This is a genomic window from Clostridium fessum (assembly GCF_003024715.1).
Taxonomy (GTDB): domain Bacteria; phylum Bacillota; class Clostridia; order Lachnospirales; family Lachnospiraceae; genus Otoolea; species Otoolea fessa.
In genome coordinates, this window is the sequence record NZ_PYLO01000002.1 from 140,237 (window position 1) to 158,631 (window position 18,395).

Sequence of the window (18,395 nt, forward strand, 5' to 3'; positions counted from 1 at the left end):
ATAGAACACGATCATAGCTTTTGGTTTGTTTGTTTGGTTTGATTGATTTCATGTATGCAATCTGTTTATTATTTTAGGCATGTTGGTGGGAAATGTCAAGGGATTTCTTTCCTTGATATTTTCATTGATATTTTCATCTTGGTATTTTCAAATTATAAGAAATTTTACTTACTGCAAGCATTTTGCAAGCACAAAGCCCAGAAACCTCTAAAAAAGCAGATGTTTCAGTTTGAAAACTTCCGTGTAAGGAAGCTCACTGCAATCAATGCCCTAAATTTTTATATTACCCTGTGCATGGCATTTCTGGCACATATGTCCATGAAATCAGAAACGCATGCCCTGAAGGTTGCAATCATACAGAAAGCAGACCCTATAAAAGAAAAAATCCATTTCAGCTATTATCGGCTGGCTAAAAGTATCTCAGGCATACTGTCGTATGTAAAAGAAGGGATCAGGCTATGGTTTCGGACAAAACGTCCGATATACCGTCAACTTTGCCTTAAGCTGGTCGCTTAAATAGATAAAAAAATAACTCTCCCAAAGTCCGGTTCCGGCGGGGCTTATTAAAGTACCCCTATTCGTAAAACTGCTATTCTCAACGCTTCAAAAATTCAGCAGATTGGTGCTTTGGGAAGCTGTGTTCATTTTAAAATTACATTCTGCGGAAACTCAAGAACTATCCATTAAAATTATATGCTGTTTACAATTATTCGAATTACTTTTTCTATACTTCGCTACCACTGCAATTCTTGACTAATTTCTTTCAATTCAGAAATAACGGCATTTAATTCATCTGTCACTGATTCAACTAACTCACCAGTATCCGTTGGCTTAAAACTTTTAACTAATATACCAAAATCTTCTTGACTCCTTCCGTCACCATGTATATCTGGGGTCAATACAATTACTTTCTTTACTGGACGTATATTTAAACGTTTACCTTTACCACCAAAATGATAATCTGATCGCGTATTATTATAATATGCTTGTAATTGTCCAATACTGGATCTCCCACCGTTTTCTGTCCAAAATGAATTAATTTTTCTGTATTTACATTCCAATACAATTGCCCCTAAGTACCACTCTTTTTTAACATCATACACATGAATCAATATATCTGGTCTATTATGAATCTTTAAAGCTTCATGCGTTTCTGCTATATAAAGTGGCACCTCATGCGTAGTTTTTTTATTACTAAATACAAGAAGTGGTTGATCAAAAACCACTTTAAGAAGAATTTCTCCATCCGAAAATTGCATCACCGTCCCCGCTTTAAGAAACGGGAATAATATTTTCCCTGCAAATATATTATTCCATCCTCTAACATCTGGTTCGTATTTTCCCGATAATAAGTGACATATTCTAAAAAAGCACCACATTTCATATAAATAGCTACTTCTTTTCCATGTATAAGAAAATTCCGAATCAAATTCCACTTGAAATGTATCTTTCCTTAATTCAAGATACATTTGATAAAGTGTATTATATCTTGTATCCATGATAAATGAATGTGGAATATATGCCTCTGTCACATCGCTCACTGAAAAATACCACTCTTTCGTTTTTAGAAGTGATGTTATTTTTTTTAATTTTCTAGCTACCATACGAAATTCCAATATGCTTTTTTCCCATTCATTTTTATACTGCTCTGTTTGTCCCGAATTAAAAGTTTTTGAATAATCATCCATTTCATCCAACAATACCAAAAATTGATTTAATCTTTTTTCGTAATCCAAAAGAATCATTTTTAGTAACCGGTTATCTTGAATATCATAATTAGTAACTTTTTCTGGCACTCTATAGGTAGCTTCTGATCCAGCTCTAGTTGCATACCTTCGAATACTCTCTTCATCAAACCTGCAGTTTCTGTTATTGCCTACGTTTTTATATTGTGTCATAATTTCACATCTTGGATTCTCAGCAATATCTATTAATGCAGCAAGAACAGTTTGTGCATATTTCTTTATTATGATAAAACTATATAATACCTTAGGTGGTACATCGCCATATTTTTGATTGCCAACTCCTATATTTCTTCGTACAATATCTTGCGCTAATCCCACCATTTCCTTTTCAAGCTCATCTTTCATCATTGTCCATTCACCTACACTCATTGGTTTAGGTAAAACTTGAAAAGTACCATAGTACCATTTTTTGTAACAATATACCGAGATTTGAAACATATCTACACAAAGTGCATCGTATCCACTATTAACTTTATAAAGCGTAAACGGTTCCCTACTAGGCATCCTATAGACATGTCCCTTTTCGTCATATGCTATTTTCCTATCATCTATTGGAACAATATCTAATGCTTCTAAATATAATTTTGCCTCTGAATCTTCAGAGTCAAACAGTATCTCAATCTCATCATTTTCTTCAATTGACAATGTTATTTCTTCCTGTGACCAAAGTTCTTTAGGATTACTTAAAAAAAATGTTGCATTCTGATAAGATACTTTCGGAAATTGTTTGATAACTTGTAATTTAAACGGCAAATCAGATACAATATCCATACGACTCTAACTCCTTTTGTTTCTGCTGCACAATATCTCTACAAATACTAAACTTAGATAAATCATGGTATTTATCAAAAATTAAATAGATATTATTTTCACTTTTTTCATCTAGAATTTCTCCCAACTGATTCTCTGGTCCACGAACTTTTGTGAGAACTCTTTGTGCGATCTGTAAATCTATTCCATCCGAATAAGAAAACTCACCTATTCCTGATTTTGGTAAATTCCATAAGTACATTTCAATACTTTTTACTATTCTTGGTCCCACACCATATTTTGAATTTGCCGAATGCAATAATGTATGTATATCCCATAATAATTGATGTACTAACTGCATATCCTCATCCGAGTTTGTAACTGTAATAGAATTATAATCATCTATCGTCCAATTGATATTTCCTAACGAAGCATATTTCGTTTTCGTCCACATGTTAGCATAGTTCAAAACGTCTAATTGTATTACATTTGCGCGATCCAAAACTTTATCTGAAAAATGATATGTAGATTCATCGATATTTACAGTTCCAATAAACTTAACATTATCCCCTATCTTAATTCTGTTTGGATACTCTGTTGAATTATACAATCTTCCACTATATTGCTTATCATATAATTGCAATTCTCTCTGGTTTGCAGGTCGTTCCAAAAGTGACAAAAATTGACTAAAATAATGCTCCACTCTTGCCAAATTCATTTCATCAAAACAAACAATAAATAACTTATTTTTATTTTCTTCTTTTTGAGCTCTAACCAGAAAATCGACAAATCCTGAATCCGATGCTCGATATACCATATGAACTAAATCAACATATCCTAACAGATCAGAATCATCATTCCATGATGGTCTTACTGGAATAAACAACAATCTATTTTCGTCTGGGTTGCCTGTATTATTAATTCCCAATGCACGTGCATAGATATCTACAATCGCAGATTTTCCTGTTCCACTTAGGCCTGATAAAATAACTAAACTACTACATTTAAGCGCTGTATGAATATTCACAAAATCTTTCACATTATAAAACAAATTACGCTTTTGACTATGATAATCCATAGATTTAATTATCAAGTCATCTGTTTTTTCACTCACATCTATCTCTATCAGTTCTTCTTCCCATTTGGTACTTTCTGCATTTGCAGAAACATTTTCTCTCATCTTATTAGAATTATTTTGCAAATCTATTTCCACGCGTTCTCCTATTTTTTCAACAGAGGATGTTTTTAACAATTTATCTTCCACTTTTGCATATATCTCTTCCGGAATAAACATAAGTGTCGGATTTAGCGATGCTTGATAAACCCAAAACTCATCAAATTCATCAATATTAACAATTGCAATTTTGTCACATTCAATGATTAATCCACCTTGCGTATTATGTCTATTGTCAATAACGTGTCCAATAGCATACATTGTTCCATCATCGTCCAACCAAATTACAAAAGATGGCGTAAACGCATCTGGATAATAGCCATATGTACTCCCAACGGGTTTTTTATTTTTTAAAAACTCAATAAATTCTTCTTTGTTTTCATATTCTCGAAATAGGCTCCATTTTCGCTCTAATTCCCATTCACGTGAGGTATCATTATTTTTAGAGCAAAATACTGGCACTGCATAAAAATAAGTGTCCCTGGTGATTTTTTCAGGACGTTTTACCAAACTTGTTTTTCTATTTCCCAAATTAGCATGTCCTTCTTCATTTACCCTGTATGAATAAACAAATAGTTTATCTTTCACAGTCTCTTCAAAATTGTTAATCCGTTCTTCTTCTGACGAATATTCATCATCATTTATTTCAGAATCATCTTCAAATGAACTAATAAAACCCGACAGAAAATTAGGGCTTTCCTGCGGTAACAAAAGCGATTTCACTCTATACTGAATATAAGACCCTTTATTAATAAAAACGTTATCCCTCCCATAAGATTCATCCACACTTGCTAAAATTCCAATATACTGTCTATCTTGAATATCCATTAGTTGTTTCCTCCTACCTTTGTAATTAACATATTCGTATTACGTGCAATAATCACTTTTCCTTTTGCCAGATTCTTTATTGTTTTGGTCTCTGAATAACTAAAATCGCTTTCTGCAATCCAAACCTCACTGTATTTTATCCAGTCAATTGTTTCTACATAATCATTCTTCCATTCACAAATCCATTCAACATTATAAAATGGAAACATTTCTTTATCAATTTCTTTCTTGGAGAAGCATAAGACTTTGGGGGCATTTTCATACATATTTTTATATTTTTCTATTTCTGTTCCCATTTTTGCAAGTTTCTGTTTCTGTTCATGTATTTCATTGTTTAGTTCTTCTATGGTATCCTCCATCAATGTCTTATTCCTAAGTTCTTCTGCATTTTTTGCCTCTAATTTGATATTTTCCCTTTTCAGTTGTTCTATTTCCTTTTTATAATTGTCATTTGCTATTTTATAGCTTTGTATCGTAGCTTGTAATTTTTTTATACGTTCCTGTTGTTTTTTTATAACTTGAGTATCGTCTTTATCATCCGTTTTGATACTATCCTCTATTTCAATACCATCTTGCACATTCTCGTTTTGTTTTTGTTTCTCCAATATAGAAATTTCAATATCTTTTAGCTCCCTTTCAGCTTCTTCTTTACTTACACCTCCTTCAAGCCACTTTTGGGTAAGTTTACTCTCCAGAATATCTTCATCTAATTCTGATAAGCATTTCAAAAAAATCCCACTTTGAAAACCTTTTCCTCGTTTTCTTTTGGTCATTGCTGCTGCTAATATTGATGGGGGTGCTTGGCTAACATTTTTTGCAAACCCCGGCACAGTAAATCCTTGCATTCCTGCTTTTCTTAACGTATCCTGTAATGCTTTCCCTGTCAAAATCTTTACTATTCTTTGTGAAAATTCGAGTTCTTCCATTACTTCTCCCTTGTTCCCTGCTAATTACGCATTCAAAATTTTTGTATTAAGACTATTATACACCATCTATTGTTATAGGGAAAGAAAAAGCAAGCCCTATCTAAGAACTTGCTCTTTCATTTCTAAGCATATATCATCTCTTTATCCACAATCTCCCTTGCACACGCTTGTATATTGTTCATTCTTGCTATTCTTTTTAATTCTACCAGCAGACAGCATCTCTTTTTATGCAAGGTTATCATTTTATCAACTGTATAAGCACGCAAAAAAGCACCAGCCAACTAAGTGACTGATGCTTCTCACATCTGATATCCTTTATTTTTTATAAACTGTATTCCCTTTTGCAATCACTTCAACAAGCTGAAGTTCCTGGTCGAGAATACAAAGATCCGCATCATAGCCTTCTTCAACCTTACCTTTTCCCTTAAGACAAAGAATATCTGCTGGATTCGATGTAATTGTAGAAATTGCTATTTCTAAAGGAATTTCTGTTTTAAATACACATTCCTTTACTTCCTTCAGAAGGCAGCTGGACTGTCCAACGCCCATTCCAAGGAATTTGCCATCACTACTGTACATCGGAAGGCTTCCCTGCCCGTCAGAAGAAATTGTTATGCGGTCAGGATTTACTCCTGCATCTAACATCCGTTTGATACCATTACATACACGTACCTCATCACAGATAGTTTCCCAATAGTCAATATCTTCATTTCCAGTAAAGTCTACTGCTCCGCCTTTCAGTGCATACTCAATCGACTTGCCAAAAAGCATCTCATTTCGATTGATATGTGTTGGCAGTATTTGAGTTGCCGGTATCTCTGTCTCATCGACTACTCGTTCAATCAGATCTAAGCATCTCGGACTATCGCCCAGATGAACATTTACAATGCCAGCTTTCCCGGAAAGAACACCACCAAGCCTTGTATCCGCAATGACACGTGCAAATTCCTCGAAAGTCGGCTGTGAAGAACGATGATCAGAGATCGCGATTTCTCCCGTTCCAATGATTTCCTGAATCATCATAATATCTTTCACAATACTGTCAGTCAACGTGCGGACCGGAATCTGATAACTTCCGGTATAACAGTATGCAGACATTCCCTGCTCATTCAATCCTTTTGTCTTTGCAACCAGTGCACACATATCACGACCGATTCCATCTGTTCCAAGGCAGCCAACAACGGTTGTCACTCCAAACTTCGTAAGTCCTTCCATGGTTGCTTCCGGAGTACGATTGGCGAATCCGCCTTCGCCACCGCCTCCGAGTACATGAACATGACTATCAATGAATCCCGGAGTTAAAAGTAGCCCCTCTCCATTGATCCTTTCTGCCTCAGAAAGAAATCCGTCTGCGGATATAGAACCCGCATCTTTAATCTTAACAATCTTATCATTGATTATAAGTACATCTTTTTTCCCCAGATGCTGTGGCGCATAAACATCAATATTCTGAATTAATTTCATCACAAATCACTCCCACTGAGACAAATTTGCTATTACTCGCCACCAAAAGAGGTGGGAGTCTTCTCGACTGAGATAAAATACATATTTTAGAATCCAATTCCAACTGCAACAAGAACTGTAATGATTGCACCAATCATTAAGACACCAAGGAATTTCCACATGAATTTAATCCAGTTAGACCACTCAATCTTTGCAATTGCAAGAGATCCAATCAAGCATCCGGATGTAGGAACAATCAGGTTTGTAAATGCATCACCAAGCTGGAATGCAACTACAGCTGTCTGACGCGAAACACCTAACAGGTCTGACAGCGGAGCCATGATCGGCATTGTGATGGCAGCCTGTCCTGTTCCGGATACAACGAAGAAGTTAAATACGGACTGGAACAGATACATAAGTACGGCTGCAACTGCTCCGGAAACTCCAGACAATGCATTTGAAATATTATACATAATTGTATTAATAACTGTAGGTGTTGTCGGATCAGAACCACCAAGAACCTGCATGATTCCCTGTGCCATAGCAACGACAAGGGCAGCACCGATCAGGTCTTTTGCTCCATCTTTGAAAGATGTTGCAATATCATTCAGTTTCATATCATTCAGTTTAAAGATAACTCCAAACACACCGGAAACAATTCCCATAATAAAGAACTGTGTTGCAATCTCCGGCATGTAGTATCCCTGAGTCATAACTCCCCAAACTACCCATACTACTGTAACAGCCAGTGTCAGAAGGGCTAAAATGTGTCCAAGACCAAATGAATGTCCTTCGTCAATTCCTGTTGTTTCATTCTGCTCACGGAAATATGAATCCGTCTTATATGCGATTGAGATTGTCGGATTCTTTTTAATCTTTGATGCATAGAACATAGTCATTCCACAGCCGAGTGCTGTAAATACGACCCACATTACCATACGGAATCCTGCACCGGAGAATACGTCAATACCTGCAATACCCTGTGCAATGCCTACAGAGAACGGATTCATCCAAGATGAACCGAAACCAATCTGTGTGGCAACATAAGTAACAAGAACTGCGATAACTGAATCATATCCAACTGCTACAAACAACGGACAAAGAATCATAGTAAACGGAAGCGCTTCTTCTCCCATTCCGAAAACTGCTCCACCAAGAGAAAACAGTACGAAAAGTATCGGAATCAGTAGTTTTTCTGCTCCCTTGGCCTTACGGATCAATCCGATCAATCCAGATTCAATCGCACCTGTACGGATCATGATACCAAATGCACCACCTACTACCATAAGGAATGCGATAATCTCGATTGCAGAACTATTTACGATTCCGTTATACATATAGTTGAAGAATCCTGTTCCACCATCTCCGCTAAAGAGTGCTACTCCTTCTGTTACTACATTTCCTGCATCATCTGTCAGATACTGGAAACTTCCGTCCTTGATTACTGTACGGGTTTTCTCAACACCATTGATCATATATGAAATATCCTGTGTTTCGTAAAATCCCTTTGGTACAAGAAATGTCAGAAGTGCTGCGATAACAACTACTAAAAAGATGATAATGTAGGTATCTGGCACTTGGAATCCCTTGTTAAAGGACTTTAGCCCTTTTTCTTCTTTTTGGCTCATTTTTGAGTCTCCTTCCCATTTTTTTGATATACCATATTAGTCTACCATAGAATGCTAAAAAGCCAACTAAAAATTTACATGTTTTTTGTCATTTTCCTGTATTTTTATACACCCAAAAATGGAATTGGCTCTGGTAATGCAAATCATGACCACTGGCTTAGCCAGTGATTAGACTGCGCCTTCCGGAACCTGCGGAAAGGCCAGATCCTCAATCGTGCCATACTGAAGAGCCGCATTTCTCTCATCCTCTGCCCAAAGTTTGCTTGGATGATTGGAAAAATTGATAAACATAGTAACATCCCCCTCGTTTTTATCTTATCTTAAATCCCCGTTCTTCTTCACAGGGAATCTCTGTGATCTCCATATCCGCCACGTTGATCCATCTCTGCTGCTGAATCCTAGCTAACATTTCCCGAATGGAAACTTCGCTTCCCTGCACTTCCATCTCCACTCTTCCGTCCCACAGGTTCTCCACCCAGCCGGCCAGGCCAAGGGACTGGGCGATATAAAAGGAGCGGTAGCGGAAGCCGACGCCCTGGACATCACCTGAAAAAAAGATGTGTTTTCGTACCATAATTTACATCTCCTCCGGATACTGAAATCCCCATTCTTTTCTGAATTCCGTCATCATATCCATCACATCTTTTGTATAATCCAAATGCATGCATTCTGCATCCCCACGGATGGCTTTCTCCATATCCGCCAGCTCATAGGCCAGCGCATCTGCATGCTCACCGGTCTGAATCACTTCCGTTTCTCCGGAATCTGTATAGGTGATTCTCGCTTCCCAGGCTCTCGGATATTCCATGATTTCTATATATCCCTTTTCACAGGATACCATGCCTCTTTTCGGCTGCTTGGAATGCAGCGACAACATGACAGATGCCATCTGGCCTTCCTGATTCATCAGCAGCAATCCTGCCTGTTCATCCACTCCTGTAGGTGCCGGTTTTACCTGGGATAAAAGCTGATCCGGCTTGGAATCCATAAACCACCGAATAAAGGAAAGCGCGTACACCCCGATATCCAGCATGGCACCTCCTGCCAGGTTTTTATTAAAAAAGCGGTTGTTCATATCATATTCTTTGAAGCTTCCAAAATTCATAGTGATCAGATTCACCTTTCCAAGTTTCCCTGACTCAAGAATCTCTTTAAGCTTTTTATAAATCGGCATATGATAAATCGTCATGACCTCACCTATGACAACACCCTTTTTATCCGCCAGAGCAATTGCCTCATCCAGTTCCCGGCTGTTTAAGGTGATAGATTTTTCGACCAGAATGTGCTTTCCATTCTCAATTGCCCTGCGCATAAAATTAATATGGGTATTATGGGGAGTTGTGATATAGATTACATCAATATCCGGGTCTGTAAACATGTCATTATAATTATCATATACCTTTTTTATCCCATATTTTTCTGCAAATGCAACCGCTTTCTCATGGGTTCTGTTACCCACCGCATCGATGTTTCGCCCGTTTTTCTTTAAGGCCACGGCCATTTCATTTGCAATCACTCCGGTTCCAAGAACTGCCCATCTGATGTTCTGCATGTATCTCTTACCTTTCTTTATCCAACTAGCACTCCACCGCTACCTTAATCACTCCATCTTTCTTGTTCTCAAAAAGCTCGTATGCATCTTCGATCCGGCTAAGCGGATAGGTATGGGTAATAAGCGGTTCCGTATCGATCTTGCCCTCTGCAATGAGGCGAAGCGTCTCCTCACAGTCGCATCCATCTACACCGCCGGTTTTAAAGGTAAGATTCTTGCCATACATATCCGGAAGCGGCAGCGTCTGGGCTTCGTCATAGAGCGCTACCACTGTGACGATTGCATTAGGCCTTGCACATTCCCAGGCTAACCGGAAAGTAAAGGATGCTCCTGCCACCTCAAGAACCACATCGGCTCCGCCGTGATCACTGTTTTTCTGAACATATTCCAGACATTCCTCCGGTAAAACGGTGTATACATCCGGATAGTGCTCCTTTATAAAGCGGACGCGGTTTTCATCTTTCTCGCAGACAATAATTCGTTTCGGTTTCTTTAACATTACGCAGAGAAGGGTACAGATACCCGTCGGACCGGCACCGATGATCAAAACCGTATCTTCCTCCGTGATCTCAGAGATTCTCGCCGCCCAATAGCCGGTCGCCAGCACATCTCCCACAAACAGTGCCTGCCGGTCCGTCACTCCATCCGGAATCTTATTTAATCCCTGATCTGCAAATGGAACCCGCACATATTCGGCCTGCCCGCCGTCGATACGGCATCCCAGGGCCCAGCCGCCATTCTCGTCCGTACAGTTATTTACATATCCATTTTTACAGAAAAAGCATTCACCGCAGAAGGTCTCTACGTTTACAGTGACTCTGTCCCCCGGCTTCACATGGGTCACCGCTGACCCAACTTCTTCCACAATTCCTACCATCTCATGACCGACTGTAATTTCAGGGACCGCCCGCGGCACACTTCCGTGTTTGATATGCAGATCACTGGAACAGATGCTGGCCAGTGTTACCTTTACAATCGCATCCCGTTCGTGCATAAGCACCGGTTTTGGTTTTTCCACTAATTCAAACTTTCCCTTAGAAATATATGTATATGCCTGCATTGCTTAACCCCCTTCTTTCTATTATTCATACTGAATCCTATTATAGGCGAAACCTGGGGTTATTAGCAAGATTTGCCGTAAAAAACATGCTTCTGCTTCATTGAAACATTCCGCGTACATGATGGCTAGTTCCAACTGCTGGCAGGCTCCGGTATCATATGTCATTTTTTCAGAAAAACGTCCAAAGCGAGTTGCCTGCGCAAGGTTCCATTTTTCAAGGATCACCTGCATCTGCTGGTTTGTCCGTTTCAACTCATCCGTAAGAACAGCCAGCTGGCTACGTAATTCTTTTTCCTGCTCCATGCTTTCAAGCAAGAGCTACAGGATATCTTTTTTATTCAGTTTTGCCAGCTGTTCTTTTGATAACGCAAGTGCCATACGGACGATCAGTCTCCTTCGCTTTTATGGATCCAGTATAACAGAAGAAGCGAAAAAACACAAAAATCAGACCGATATCTTTTCGGTATTTTGACGGTGGAAAACTCCTGCTCCAAAAGCAGTTCTTTCTGTAGAGAATACCTTCCAGGCTGCCTGAAAACAGGTGGATCCGGCTTACTTTTCATGTGGCAGAGAAGACTGTCCACAATTCATGTTAAGCGGATAAAAAACAGAACTTTTTATCCCCATACAGGCTTTCGAATCAAACAGAAAACTTCTCTGTTTTGTACAAAAGTCACACTGGATGTTTTGGATCGATCTTATGGACAGATGGATCTATGGAGTATCCGCTCATGAGCAGATGATACTGCTCCGAAGTGATGTTCCGGGCTTCCGCTTCCGATCGGGGCCATTGAAAAGTTCCCGCCTCCAGCCGCTTATAAATAAGCAGGAAGCCGTCTTCCTCCCAGACCAGCCCTTTGATCTTCCGGTTACTGGAACCCCAGAAGAATTTGAGCGTTAACATTTCATTTGGATCAGCTGTTACAGACCTCTGCACAGGGAACTGCTTTGGCTGCGTTACTTCAACAAAGCCGCTTTCTACAAGCAGGACCTCTTTCACTTTGCGGAGCCAGTAATAATAAGAGTCTCATAAAAGCTGATGCTGTGCACAATAATCTTTGACAGACAGACCAGATTCGTTGCGCTCCTAAATAATAGCAGCCCAGTTTTTTACACGGATCTGTGCTGTGGCAAGTTTGGTGTTCATAATTGACCTCCTAGTGTGAAAAATGGGAAAAGTGTATTGTACAACTTTTCCAACATTATCTCAAACTTGGAGGTGTAGTTCTAGAGATGTGTGGTTTACCATTTACGGTCGAAATGTTTCAAGACAAACTCAAACCAGATAAATAAGCACGACAAAAGCCCTTAGCTATGAGTTTTATACCCACAGCTAAGGGCTTCGTTTATAATATGGATTTATTTGTTGCACAACCACCTGTCAATTATTCTCTAACCCTAAAACCACCGGGTTACAAGAATAATGGCTCTCATGCAACTGTTATCAATTTGTTATCAAAAGACTTTTAAAAGTGCCGCAAACCCGCATAAACGCTGGATTTACTAAACATTTTTGTTTATTCAAACTCCTCGGCGGATAATTTGAACTGGCTGCTTTTCTCTGCTTTTTAAAGGATTTATTATCCATATTCTTCAAAAAATGCTCTCGTATTTGTGCCAGTCCAAATTTTTAGAGCCAAAATAGAGCCATCTAAAATTCAATTTTCCATAACTGGTTCTATTATTTCTTTCCTCAAAAAATTGCCTCTTTCCACCCGCGCTTTTCTACTATTTGTTCCGGTATAAATATATGAATAAAATTTTGCATATTGATTAGTATCAGCATTACTGCTTTTATTTGCTTCTACTTTACTCTCCACTTCTTGTAAATACTCTCTTAATATTTTTCTTTTCTTCTCTATTTTTTCAAATTCTTTAAAAATCTCAATAAACATTGTAAAATAACAGGATTTTCTCATCCACAACGAATCGTTCAACAAAGATAATTCATTTATGAAAGAGAATACATCAACTATCTTCTTCTTTACATTGTTTTTATCTGGATAATTCTCATTATACGTAGCAACATATTTTTCAATATATTTGTCTCCAACAAAATACCCTCCCTCTTGAACAGTCGACATAATAAGCAAAATGAATAATAAATCATCCATTCTACTTATTTTAGAATCACTAAAAAACGGTAATTTAGTAACATCTACTTCTTCTAAAATTTCTTTCGCTGTTGCAATAAACTCTCCGTCATATATCGCATTATGTAATTCAATTGAATTCAGTGCATATTGCGTCGAGTTTATTCTTTTAAAGACCTCCTTTATATTTTCAGGAGAGATATCTCCTAAATCTCGAATCAATAAAGTATAGTTAAGAAAGTCTTCTTTTTCATCTTTGCTAAGATTTCTATACTTTTTTACAATATTCCCAAAGACCTTTGATTCCTCTGGTTCATCTATATACTCAACAATTGTATGTAATCTTTGTTGTCCATCAACCACAACTTCTTCTGATTCAATAGTTTCTATATCTATCCCTCTTTGTGCAACATATATTTCTGGTACGGGATACCCTTCCAATATTGTGTCAATAAATTTTTCTTTATGCTTATTATTCCACACGAATCTTCTTTGAAAATCGGGTTGCAAAATAAGATTCTCTCTTTTTATATCTTTATATAAAGCTGATATTTTTCTATTACTAGGGGAAGTTGTGATCTGTTTACTCATTTCCGGTCTCCTTTTCTACCTTTAATATTTGTATGTATTCTTTCAAACTATTTATCGCATAATATTCTAAATAATTATAGCTTTTATAAACACCTGCGCTCACTTTATAATTTCCAACTTCACTTTTATCATATGAAATTGTATTAAAAAAATCAAACCAGTTTGTTTTTAAATCAATTCCTTCAATTTTGATTGGTAATAAATCCGGTCTCATCCAGCCTTTTGCCATATACTTCAAAAATTTAATATAATTCTTATACTCCCGTTCTACTAATCTTTCTCTAGAACGTTCTAAATCATACTGAAATTTCCGAATATATTTCAAATATCTATCGTACAGTTCCTCGCTAACAATCGCTACATCTATATCAGAATCATAATTAAATTCTGTTCCTTTTAAATAACTAAATCCCAATTTTCCTGAACCTACAATATATACTTGATAATAGTCAATGGAAAAATGTTTTCCAATTCTATTTCTAAATTCAAAAAATTCATCTTCACGACCATTAAAAACATAGGGGATTCCATGAATTATAAACTTTCGTGCAAAATCGAGAATATCCTCATCATTCCTGCAGCACATCAATAATGCATCAAATTCATCTTTTGTCATCATCAGCCTCTTTTATCTACAATCCAATATTGTGCTAGCACCACGTATTTATATCCGCTAAAGAAATATATCATTGCTTCCGTTACACAACATAAACTGCATTCTATTAAATCATTACCAGTATCACTTTTACAATCGACAACTTCTGTAAAATGAATATTCTAAACTCACTAAAGAGTAACAATGTGTATTTTAACAAAAAGCCGGGGCAGGCATTACCTACCCCTATGCTTCTCTTTCCTTTTCTGCTGTTTCAGTTCAAACTGCCGCTGTTTCTCTACTTCCCGTTTTTCCCGGCTCACAGTCTTACGTTCAGTTTTCAACTGCTCCTGCTGTAATTTCAAAGCCTGTTGCGACTTTGTGCCTATCCCGGTATTCTGTACCTGTTTTCGCACTTCCCTCTGTACCCGTTTCGGATTGCGACTAGCTTCTTTTACATCAGTTGCCACAGCCGGACTAAATTTCAATCGATAGTAATTTTTCAGAACAAAATCATATATCTCGTAATCTTTCGGTTCCGCACCAAATGTAACCTTGCATACAGACAATTTCTTCTCCGATATGTGTTCAAACACACCTATCCAGAATGGTTCTTCAAAAAATACTGTCAATCTACCTGATACTTTGTCCATGACAATTCCTCCTTAAATGATTGTATGAACAAAGAACGGACGACCCTAAGGAGGGAGGGTTACTTACACCAGATGGTGCGGCCGGGCTACCTACCGGCTCTGTAAGGAATTTTCTCTTACGTTGCGTTTTTATCTTTGCTCCTTGATTTTAGCATACCATTAGCAATTTTACCACAAGAAATAAGGGACACAGCCGCCGCCATGCCCCAAATTCTTACCGTTCCAACGTTCTCTCGATTTTCTTTTTCTGCCCTTTCAAATCGTTTGCTTCTCATACAAGCTGTCTCGTTCTTTACAGAGTGATTTCATGCGGACATTATGCAGACTTTTTCTGGCTTGACGAGGACAACCGCAATACCTTTCATCTGTTCCAGCTTGTCCGCAATCCCGGCATGTGCAACGCTTCTGATGATAAGTCTGTTCACTATAATAATAGTGACGAATGGCCTGCTCATGGCCCTGTCGGTATGTGGATTGATTATGGTCTGGTAAATGAATTTCTGCGTGAATGGTGTTTACAGAAAGAACAGCTAAAAAGCGGAGAAATTTCAGAGGACGAATACTTTGAATGGAAAATCAACTGGCCTGCTTCCAGCAGTAGTTCTCGACTTAAAATACGATATTCCCATCATATTTAGATCATTCTCTAAAACTATTTTTCTTTGCAAATCGTAAAATATCTTTTGCTTCACTTGGTTGCAAATCCCAATATTTTATAAGCATATTCAAAATTTGTTGCTCTGGCACTTCCGACTCAACCATTGCTTGTGCTGCAAATCCTATATTGTTCCATCTTTCATCGGTCACCTCTTGGTCAATTTTATTCCACACACTTTCTCTCAGTGTATCAACCATTTCATTTGCCAATTTTTTAATCTCCATATTATCGTCCTCCTTTAGTACATATGAGAGTAAAAATCCAAAATCGGAACATCTTTTTCTATCAACATATTTCCAATTGCTGTTTCCACATCGGATCTGGTATAACCATCAGGAATCCCTTTTAAAGGAAAAATCAGCACAAATGATTCATCCCATTCCTTTCCAAGTTTATGAACAAGGATTCCCGCTGAATTATGAACCCATTCTTCTTCATTGCGCTTTTTATATGAATTGTACACTATATGTTTTTTATCATACACACTCCAATCTTCTGGCATATCAAAATTCACATCATCGCTTACTGCTACAACACCCAAATATCCATCTCTTGTAAATTTCATCCAGACTAAATCGCTGCGATCATTTAACTGAAACTTCTGTTGAATCTTATCATAATCTATACATTTAGGATTTTCGCATTTAGGATTTTTTGTAGTTTTAATTCCTACTTTATTCAAGTAGTCCAAAGTGTATTTTATTATTATTTCTTTATCAATAGCCTTACTATCAGCCTGCTTTTTTGCTTCATTATATCTTACATAGCTTTTTCCATGAACCGATTGACAACACCTATTACCCTGCTTATTTATCCAATAAGCATCTTCTGGTGTTTTATGTAAAAATTTTTCCAATTCTACATTCATTGCATATTTTCCCCTTTTTCTAATCAATTCTATTATACCTTATATCGGCAAATTCGCATATCCATTTTATGTCATATTTCTGCAATATAAAAGGTCAAACCCGTCAAGCCCGATGGTTACTGACGAATCTGACCTTTTATAATCAACTTTCTGAATTTTTTCTTCTACTATAATATGTGTCAAATCAGGATTTAATTTATCTCGTCTTTATCTTAAATCCGTTCTTAAAGATGAATAGTATATCATCCTTTGACTTTACCACCACTTCCTGCACAAGGCTGCTCCAAAGTCCCTCATCGAATTCCTCTACCAAAGCACCCTACTTTTCCAATGCCCGGATGAATCCCTTGAATAATTCCCTCTGAGCCTTTTTGCTTTCAATCTGTTCTGAAATCTTGTCATAATCTGCTTTGATGGTATTGTACTTTTCGGTAAGGTCAGCATATCTTCTTTCATATTCATTCTGGTCAAGTGCCGTCCGGCTGTTCTCAGCTATAGCTGTCTGCATCTGCTCTGCAATGATTATACATTACTCCGCCCACAAATAGAGCCAAACTAGAGCCATTTGATAAAACAAATGCCGGAAGCCCACATAAATACAGGCTTTCGGCATTTTAGTCCGTTATTCAAACTCGGCGTGTCCTTTGTTGCTCTTAACTATATTTGTTTAAGCTTTATGCAAATACACACCGTTTTTTACTTCAATTACATCATTTATTCTGGCTTGCTGATTTTCTGTTGCCAAAATGTTGCCACTCTGTCTAAAACTTTGGGGCAATAATCCCAAAAGATTATTGCCCCAAACATAACATTACACAACAATTATCAAAATACAATCTTATCTAGTAATGCATAACCATATAGCTAACTTACCTAACAAATATAGTATATCCAGTTTTCATCAAAAAGTCAACTAATATTTAAGGCTGAAGCCAATAACTGTCTGGACGGGCAATTAGTCTCGCATTATTATATGCCATTTCCGTTGTAAGACATGTATGTCCATAATAAACGGTTCCATCATCACTCAGAGATAAAACCAAAGCTAAATCTGGTTTATCTGGATTCGTTAAGTATAAAGGAGCTAACAATTGAATTTTGTCATTATAAAATTGCGGAACAACCGTTTTATAATTAGCTTCTATGCGCTTCTTAACTGACCTGATAGCCCCATCAATTAAATTCTGACAAAACTCTTTACCATTAGCACGTAACTGTTCAGGTATTCTCAAAAAATTTTCCTCGTCATACAATATATGATCCCACTGTGGAATGATGTCTAACTTAATATCATATATTAACGCACTCGGATCATCAAAATAACTTGCTCTCTGCAAATCTAATGCAGCAGAATTAGAAATATCTGCAAATTTTATCGTGTAACTATTGTAAAACGCAGTAAATCTCCACTCTTGAAATCCAGCTATCGGATTTTTAATGCAATAAAAGTAAATTGGCTGCCATGTCTTATCATATAATCCTGTATTAAAACAACCCACTTTATCATCCATATAAATATACTTTTGCTTATCACTGTCAGGAGCTTCTTCTCGTTCTTTCCACAATTTTTCAAAAGTAAAATACAGATAATTTCTCAAGATACCAAAATCTTCTTTTCCTGCATAACTCCATTTTTCAGCCGGTAAATCATTCGTTGCCAACATTTGTAATCTATTTGTAAAAAATTCATAATTGCCCAAAAAACTCCAATCCTTAAGACGCATATATTTTTCTCCATTCAAAATAAAATCAGCTTAGTCTATCGCAACCATTTCTACATCCTTATTATAGCAAATCCTCGCAGATTAACAACCTATTTTTGAAATGTTAC

Annotated in this window: 19 protein-coding genes; all 19 read right to left on the bottom strand. The window is 37.2% G+C overall.

Annotation, left to right across the window (positions count from 1 at the left end; translation table 11 throughout):
• Nucleotides 1–734: 734 nt before the first annotated feature.
• Nucleotides 735–2,516, bottom strand: a complete 1,782-nt coding sequence (locus C7U56_RS05700; protein ID WP_107000539.1) for a DUF2357 domain-containing protein — start codon at nt 2,514–2,516, stop codon at nt 735–737.
• On the bottom strand, nt 2,500–4,497 hold the full coding sequence (locus C7U56_RS05705; RefSeq protein ID WP_107000540.1) for an McrB family protein: 1,998 nt from the start codon (nt 4,495–4,497) through the stop codon (nt 2,500–2,502). Before C7U56_RS05705 ends, C7U56_RS05700 begins: the two co-directional genes overlap by 17 nt.
• On the bottom strand, nt 4,497–5,423 hold the full coding sequence (locus tag C7U56_RS05710; protein WP_107000541.1) for a hypothetical protein: 927 nt from the start codon (nt 5,421–5,423) through the stop codon (nt 4,497–4,499). Before C7U56_RS05710 ends, C7U56_RS05705 begins: the two co-directional genes overlap by 1 nt.
• 315 nt (nt 5,424–5,738) lie before the next feature.
• Nucleotides 5,739–6,887, bottom strand: a complete 1,149-nt coding sequence (iadA, locus tag C7U56_RS05715; protein WP_107000542.1) for a beta-aspartyl-peptidase — start codon at nt 6,885–6,887, stop codon at nt 5,739–5,741.
• 86 nt (nt 6,888–6,973) lie between these two features.
• A complete protein-coding gene (gene yfcC, locus C7U56_RS05720; protein WP_107000543.1) occupies nt 6,974–8,494 on the bottom strand; it encodes a putative basic amino acid antiporter YfcC in 1,521 nt (506 codons plus the stop codon).
• A gap of 168 nt (nt 8,495–8,662) precedes the next feature.
• The gene (locus tag C7U56_RS16110) at nt 8,663–8,785 is read right to left on the bottom strand and encodes a hypothetical protein (RefSeq protein WP_267895299.1); all 123 of its coding nucleotides are present in this window, start codon (nt 8,783–8,785) and stop codon (nt 8,663–8,665) included.
• Nucleotides 8,786–8,804: 19 nt separating this feature from the next.
• Nucleotides 8,805–9,068 carry an acylphosphatase gene (locus C7U56_RS05725; protein ID WP_181357185.1) on the bottom strand — a complete coding sequence of 88 codons (264 nt, stop codon included), beginning with the start codon at nt 9,066–9,068 and terminating at the stop codon, nt 8,805–8,807.
• A gap of 3 nt (nt 9,069–9,071) precedes the next feature.
• Nucleotides 9,072–10,046, bottom strand: coding sequence for a Gfo/Idh/MocA family protein (locus tag C7U56_RS05730; RefSeq protein ID WP_107000545.1), 975 nt, complete (start codon nt 10,044–10,046; stop codon nt 9,072–9,074).
• A gap of 25 nt (nt 10,047–10,071) precedes the next feature.
• Nucleotides 10,072–11,106 (bottom strand): alcohol dehydrogenase, encoded by a 1,035-nt coding sequence (locus C7U56_RS05735; protein ID WP_107000546.1) that lies wholly within the window; start codon nt 11,104–11,106, stop codon nt 10,072–10,074.
• Between the two features lie 21 nt (nt 11,107–11,127).
• Nucleotides 11,128–11,409 carry a hypothetical protein gene (locus C7U56_RS05740; protein WP_107000547.1) on the bottom strand — a complete coding sequence of 94 codons (282 nt, stop codon included), beginning with the start codon at nt 11,407–11,409 and terminating at the stop codon, nt 11,128–11,130.
• A gap of 370 nt (nt 11,410–11,779) precedes the next feature.
• Nucleotides 11,780–12,106 carry an IS66 family insertion sequence element accessory protein TnpB gene (gene tnpB, locus C7U56_RS05745; RefSeq protein ID WP_333493379.1) on the bottom strand — a complete coding sequence of 109 codons (327 nt, stop codon included), beginning with the start codon at nt 12,104–12,106 and terminating at the stop codon, nt 11,780–11,782.
• A 658-nt stretch (nt 12,107–12,764) separates the two neighbouring features.
• Nucleotides 12,765–13,790 (bottom strand): DUF262 domain-containing protein, encoded by a 1,026-nt coding sequence (locus C7U56_RS05750; protein WP_107000548.1) that lies wholly within the window; start codon nt 13,788–13,790, stop codon nt 12,765–12,767.
• Nucleotides 13,783–14,406, bottom strand: a complete 624-nt coding sequence (locus tag C7U56_RS05755; RefSeq protein ID WP_107000549.1) for a hypothetical protein — start codon at nt 14,404–14,406, stop codon at nt 13,783–13,785. Before C7U56_RS05755 ends, C7U56_RS05750 begins: the two co-directional genes overlap by 8 nt.
• A 215-nt stretch (nt 14,407–14,621) precedes the next feature.
• On the bottom strand, nt 14,622–15,038 hold the full coding sequence (locus C7U56_RS05760) for a YjdF family protein (protein ID WP_107000550.1): 417 nt from the start codon (nt 15,036–15,038) through the stop codon (nt 14,622–14,624).
• A 116-nt stretch (nt 15,039–15,154) separates the two neighbouring features.
• Nucleotides 15,155–15,313, bottom strand: coding sequence for a hypothetical protein (locus C7U56_RS15575; RefSeq protein WP_181357186.1), 159 nt, complete (start codon nt 15,311–15,313; stop codon nt 15,155–15,157).
• A gap of 364 nt (nt 15,314–15,677) precedes the next feature.
• Nucleotides 15,678–15,920, bottom strand: coding sequence for a hypothetical protein (locus C7U56_RS05770; RefSeq protein WP_107000551.1), 243 nt, complete (start codon nt 15,918–15,920; stop codon nt 15,678–15,680).
• 14 nt (nt 15,921–15,934) lie between these two features.
• A complete protein-coding gene (locus tag C7U56_RS05775) occupies nt 15,935–16,564 on the bottom strand; it encodes a hypothetical protein (protein WP_107000552.1) in 630 nt (209 codons plus the stop codon).
• Between the two features lie 319 nt (nt 16,565–16,883).
• Nucleotides 16,884–17,072, bottom strand: a complete 189-nt coding sequence (locus C7U56_RS05780; protein ID WP_107000553.1) for a hypothetical protein — start codon at nt 17,070–17,072, stop codon at nt 16,884–16,886.
• Nucleotides 17,073–17,484: 412 nt separating this feature from the next.
• Entirely contained in the window at nt 17,485–18,288 is an 804-nt protein-coding gene (locus tag C7U56_RS05785; RefSeq protein WP_107000554.1) for a DUF3825 domain-containing protein, read from the bottom strand.
• Nucleotides 18,289–18,395: the final 107 nt, after the last annotated feature.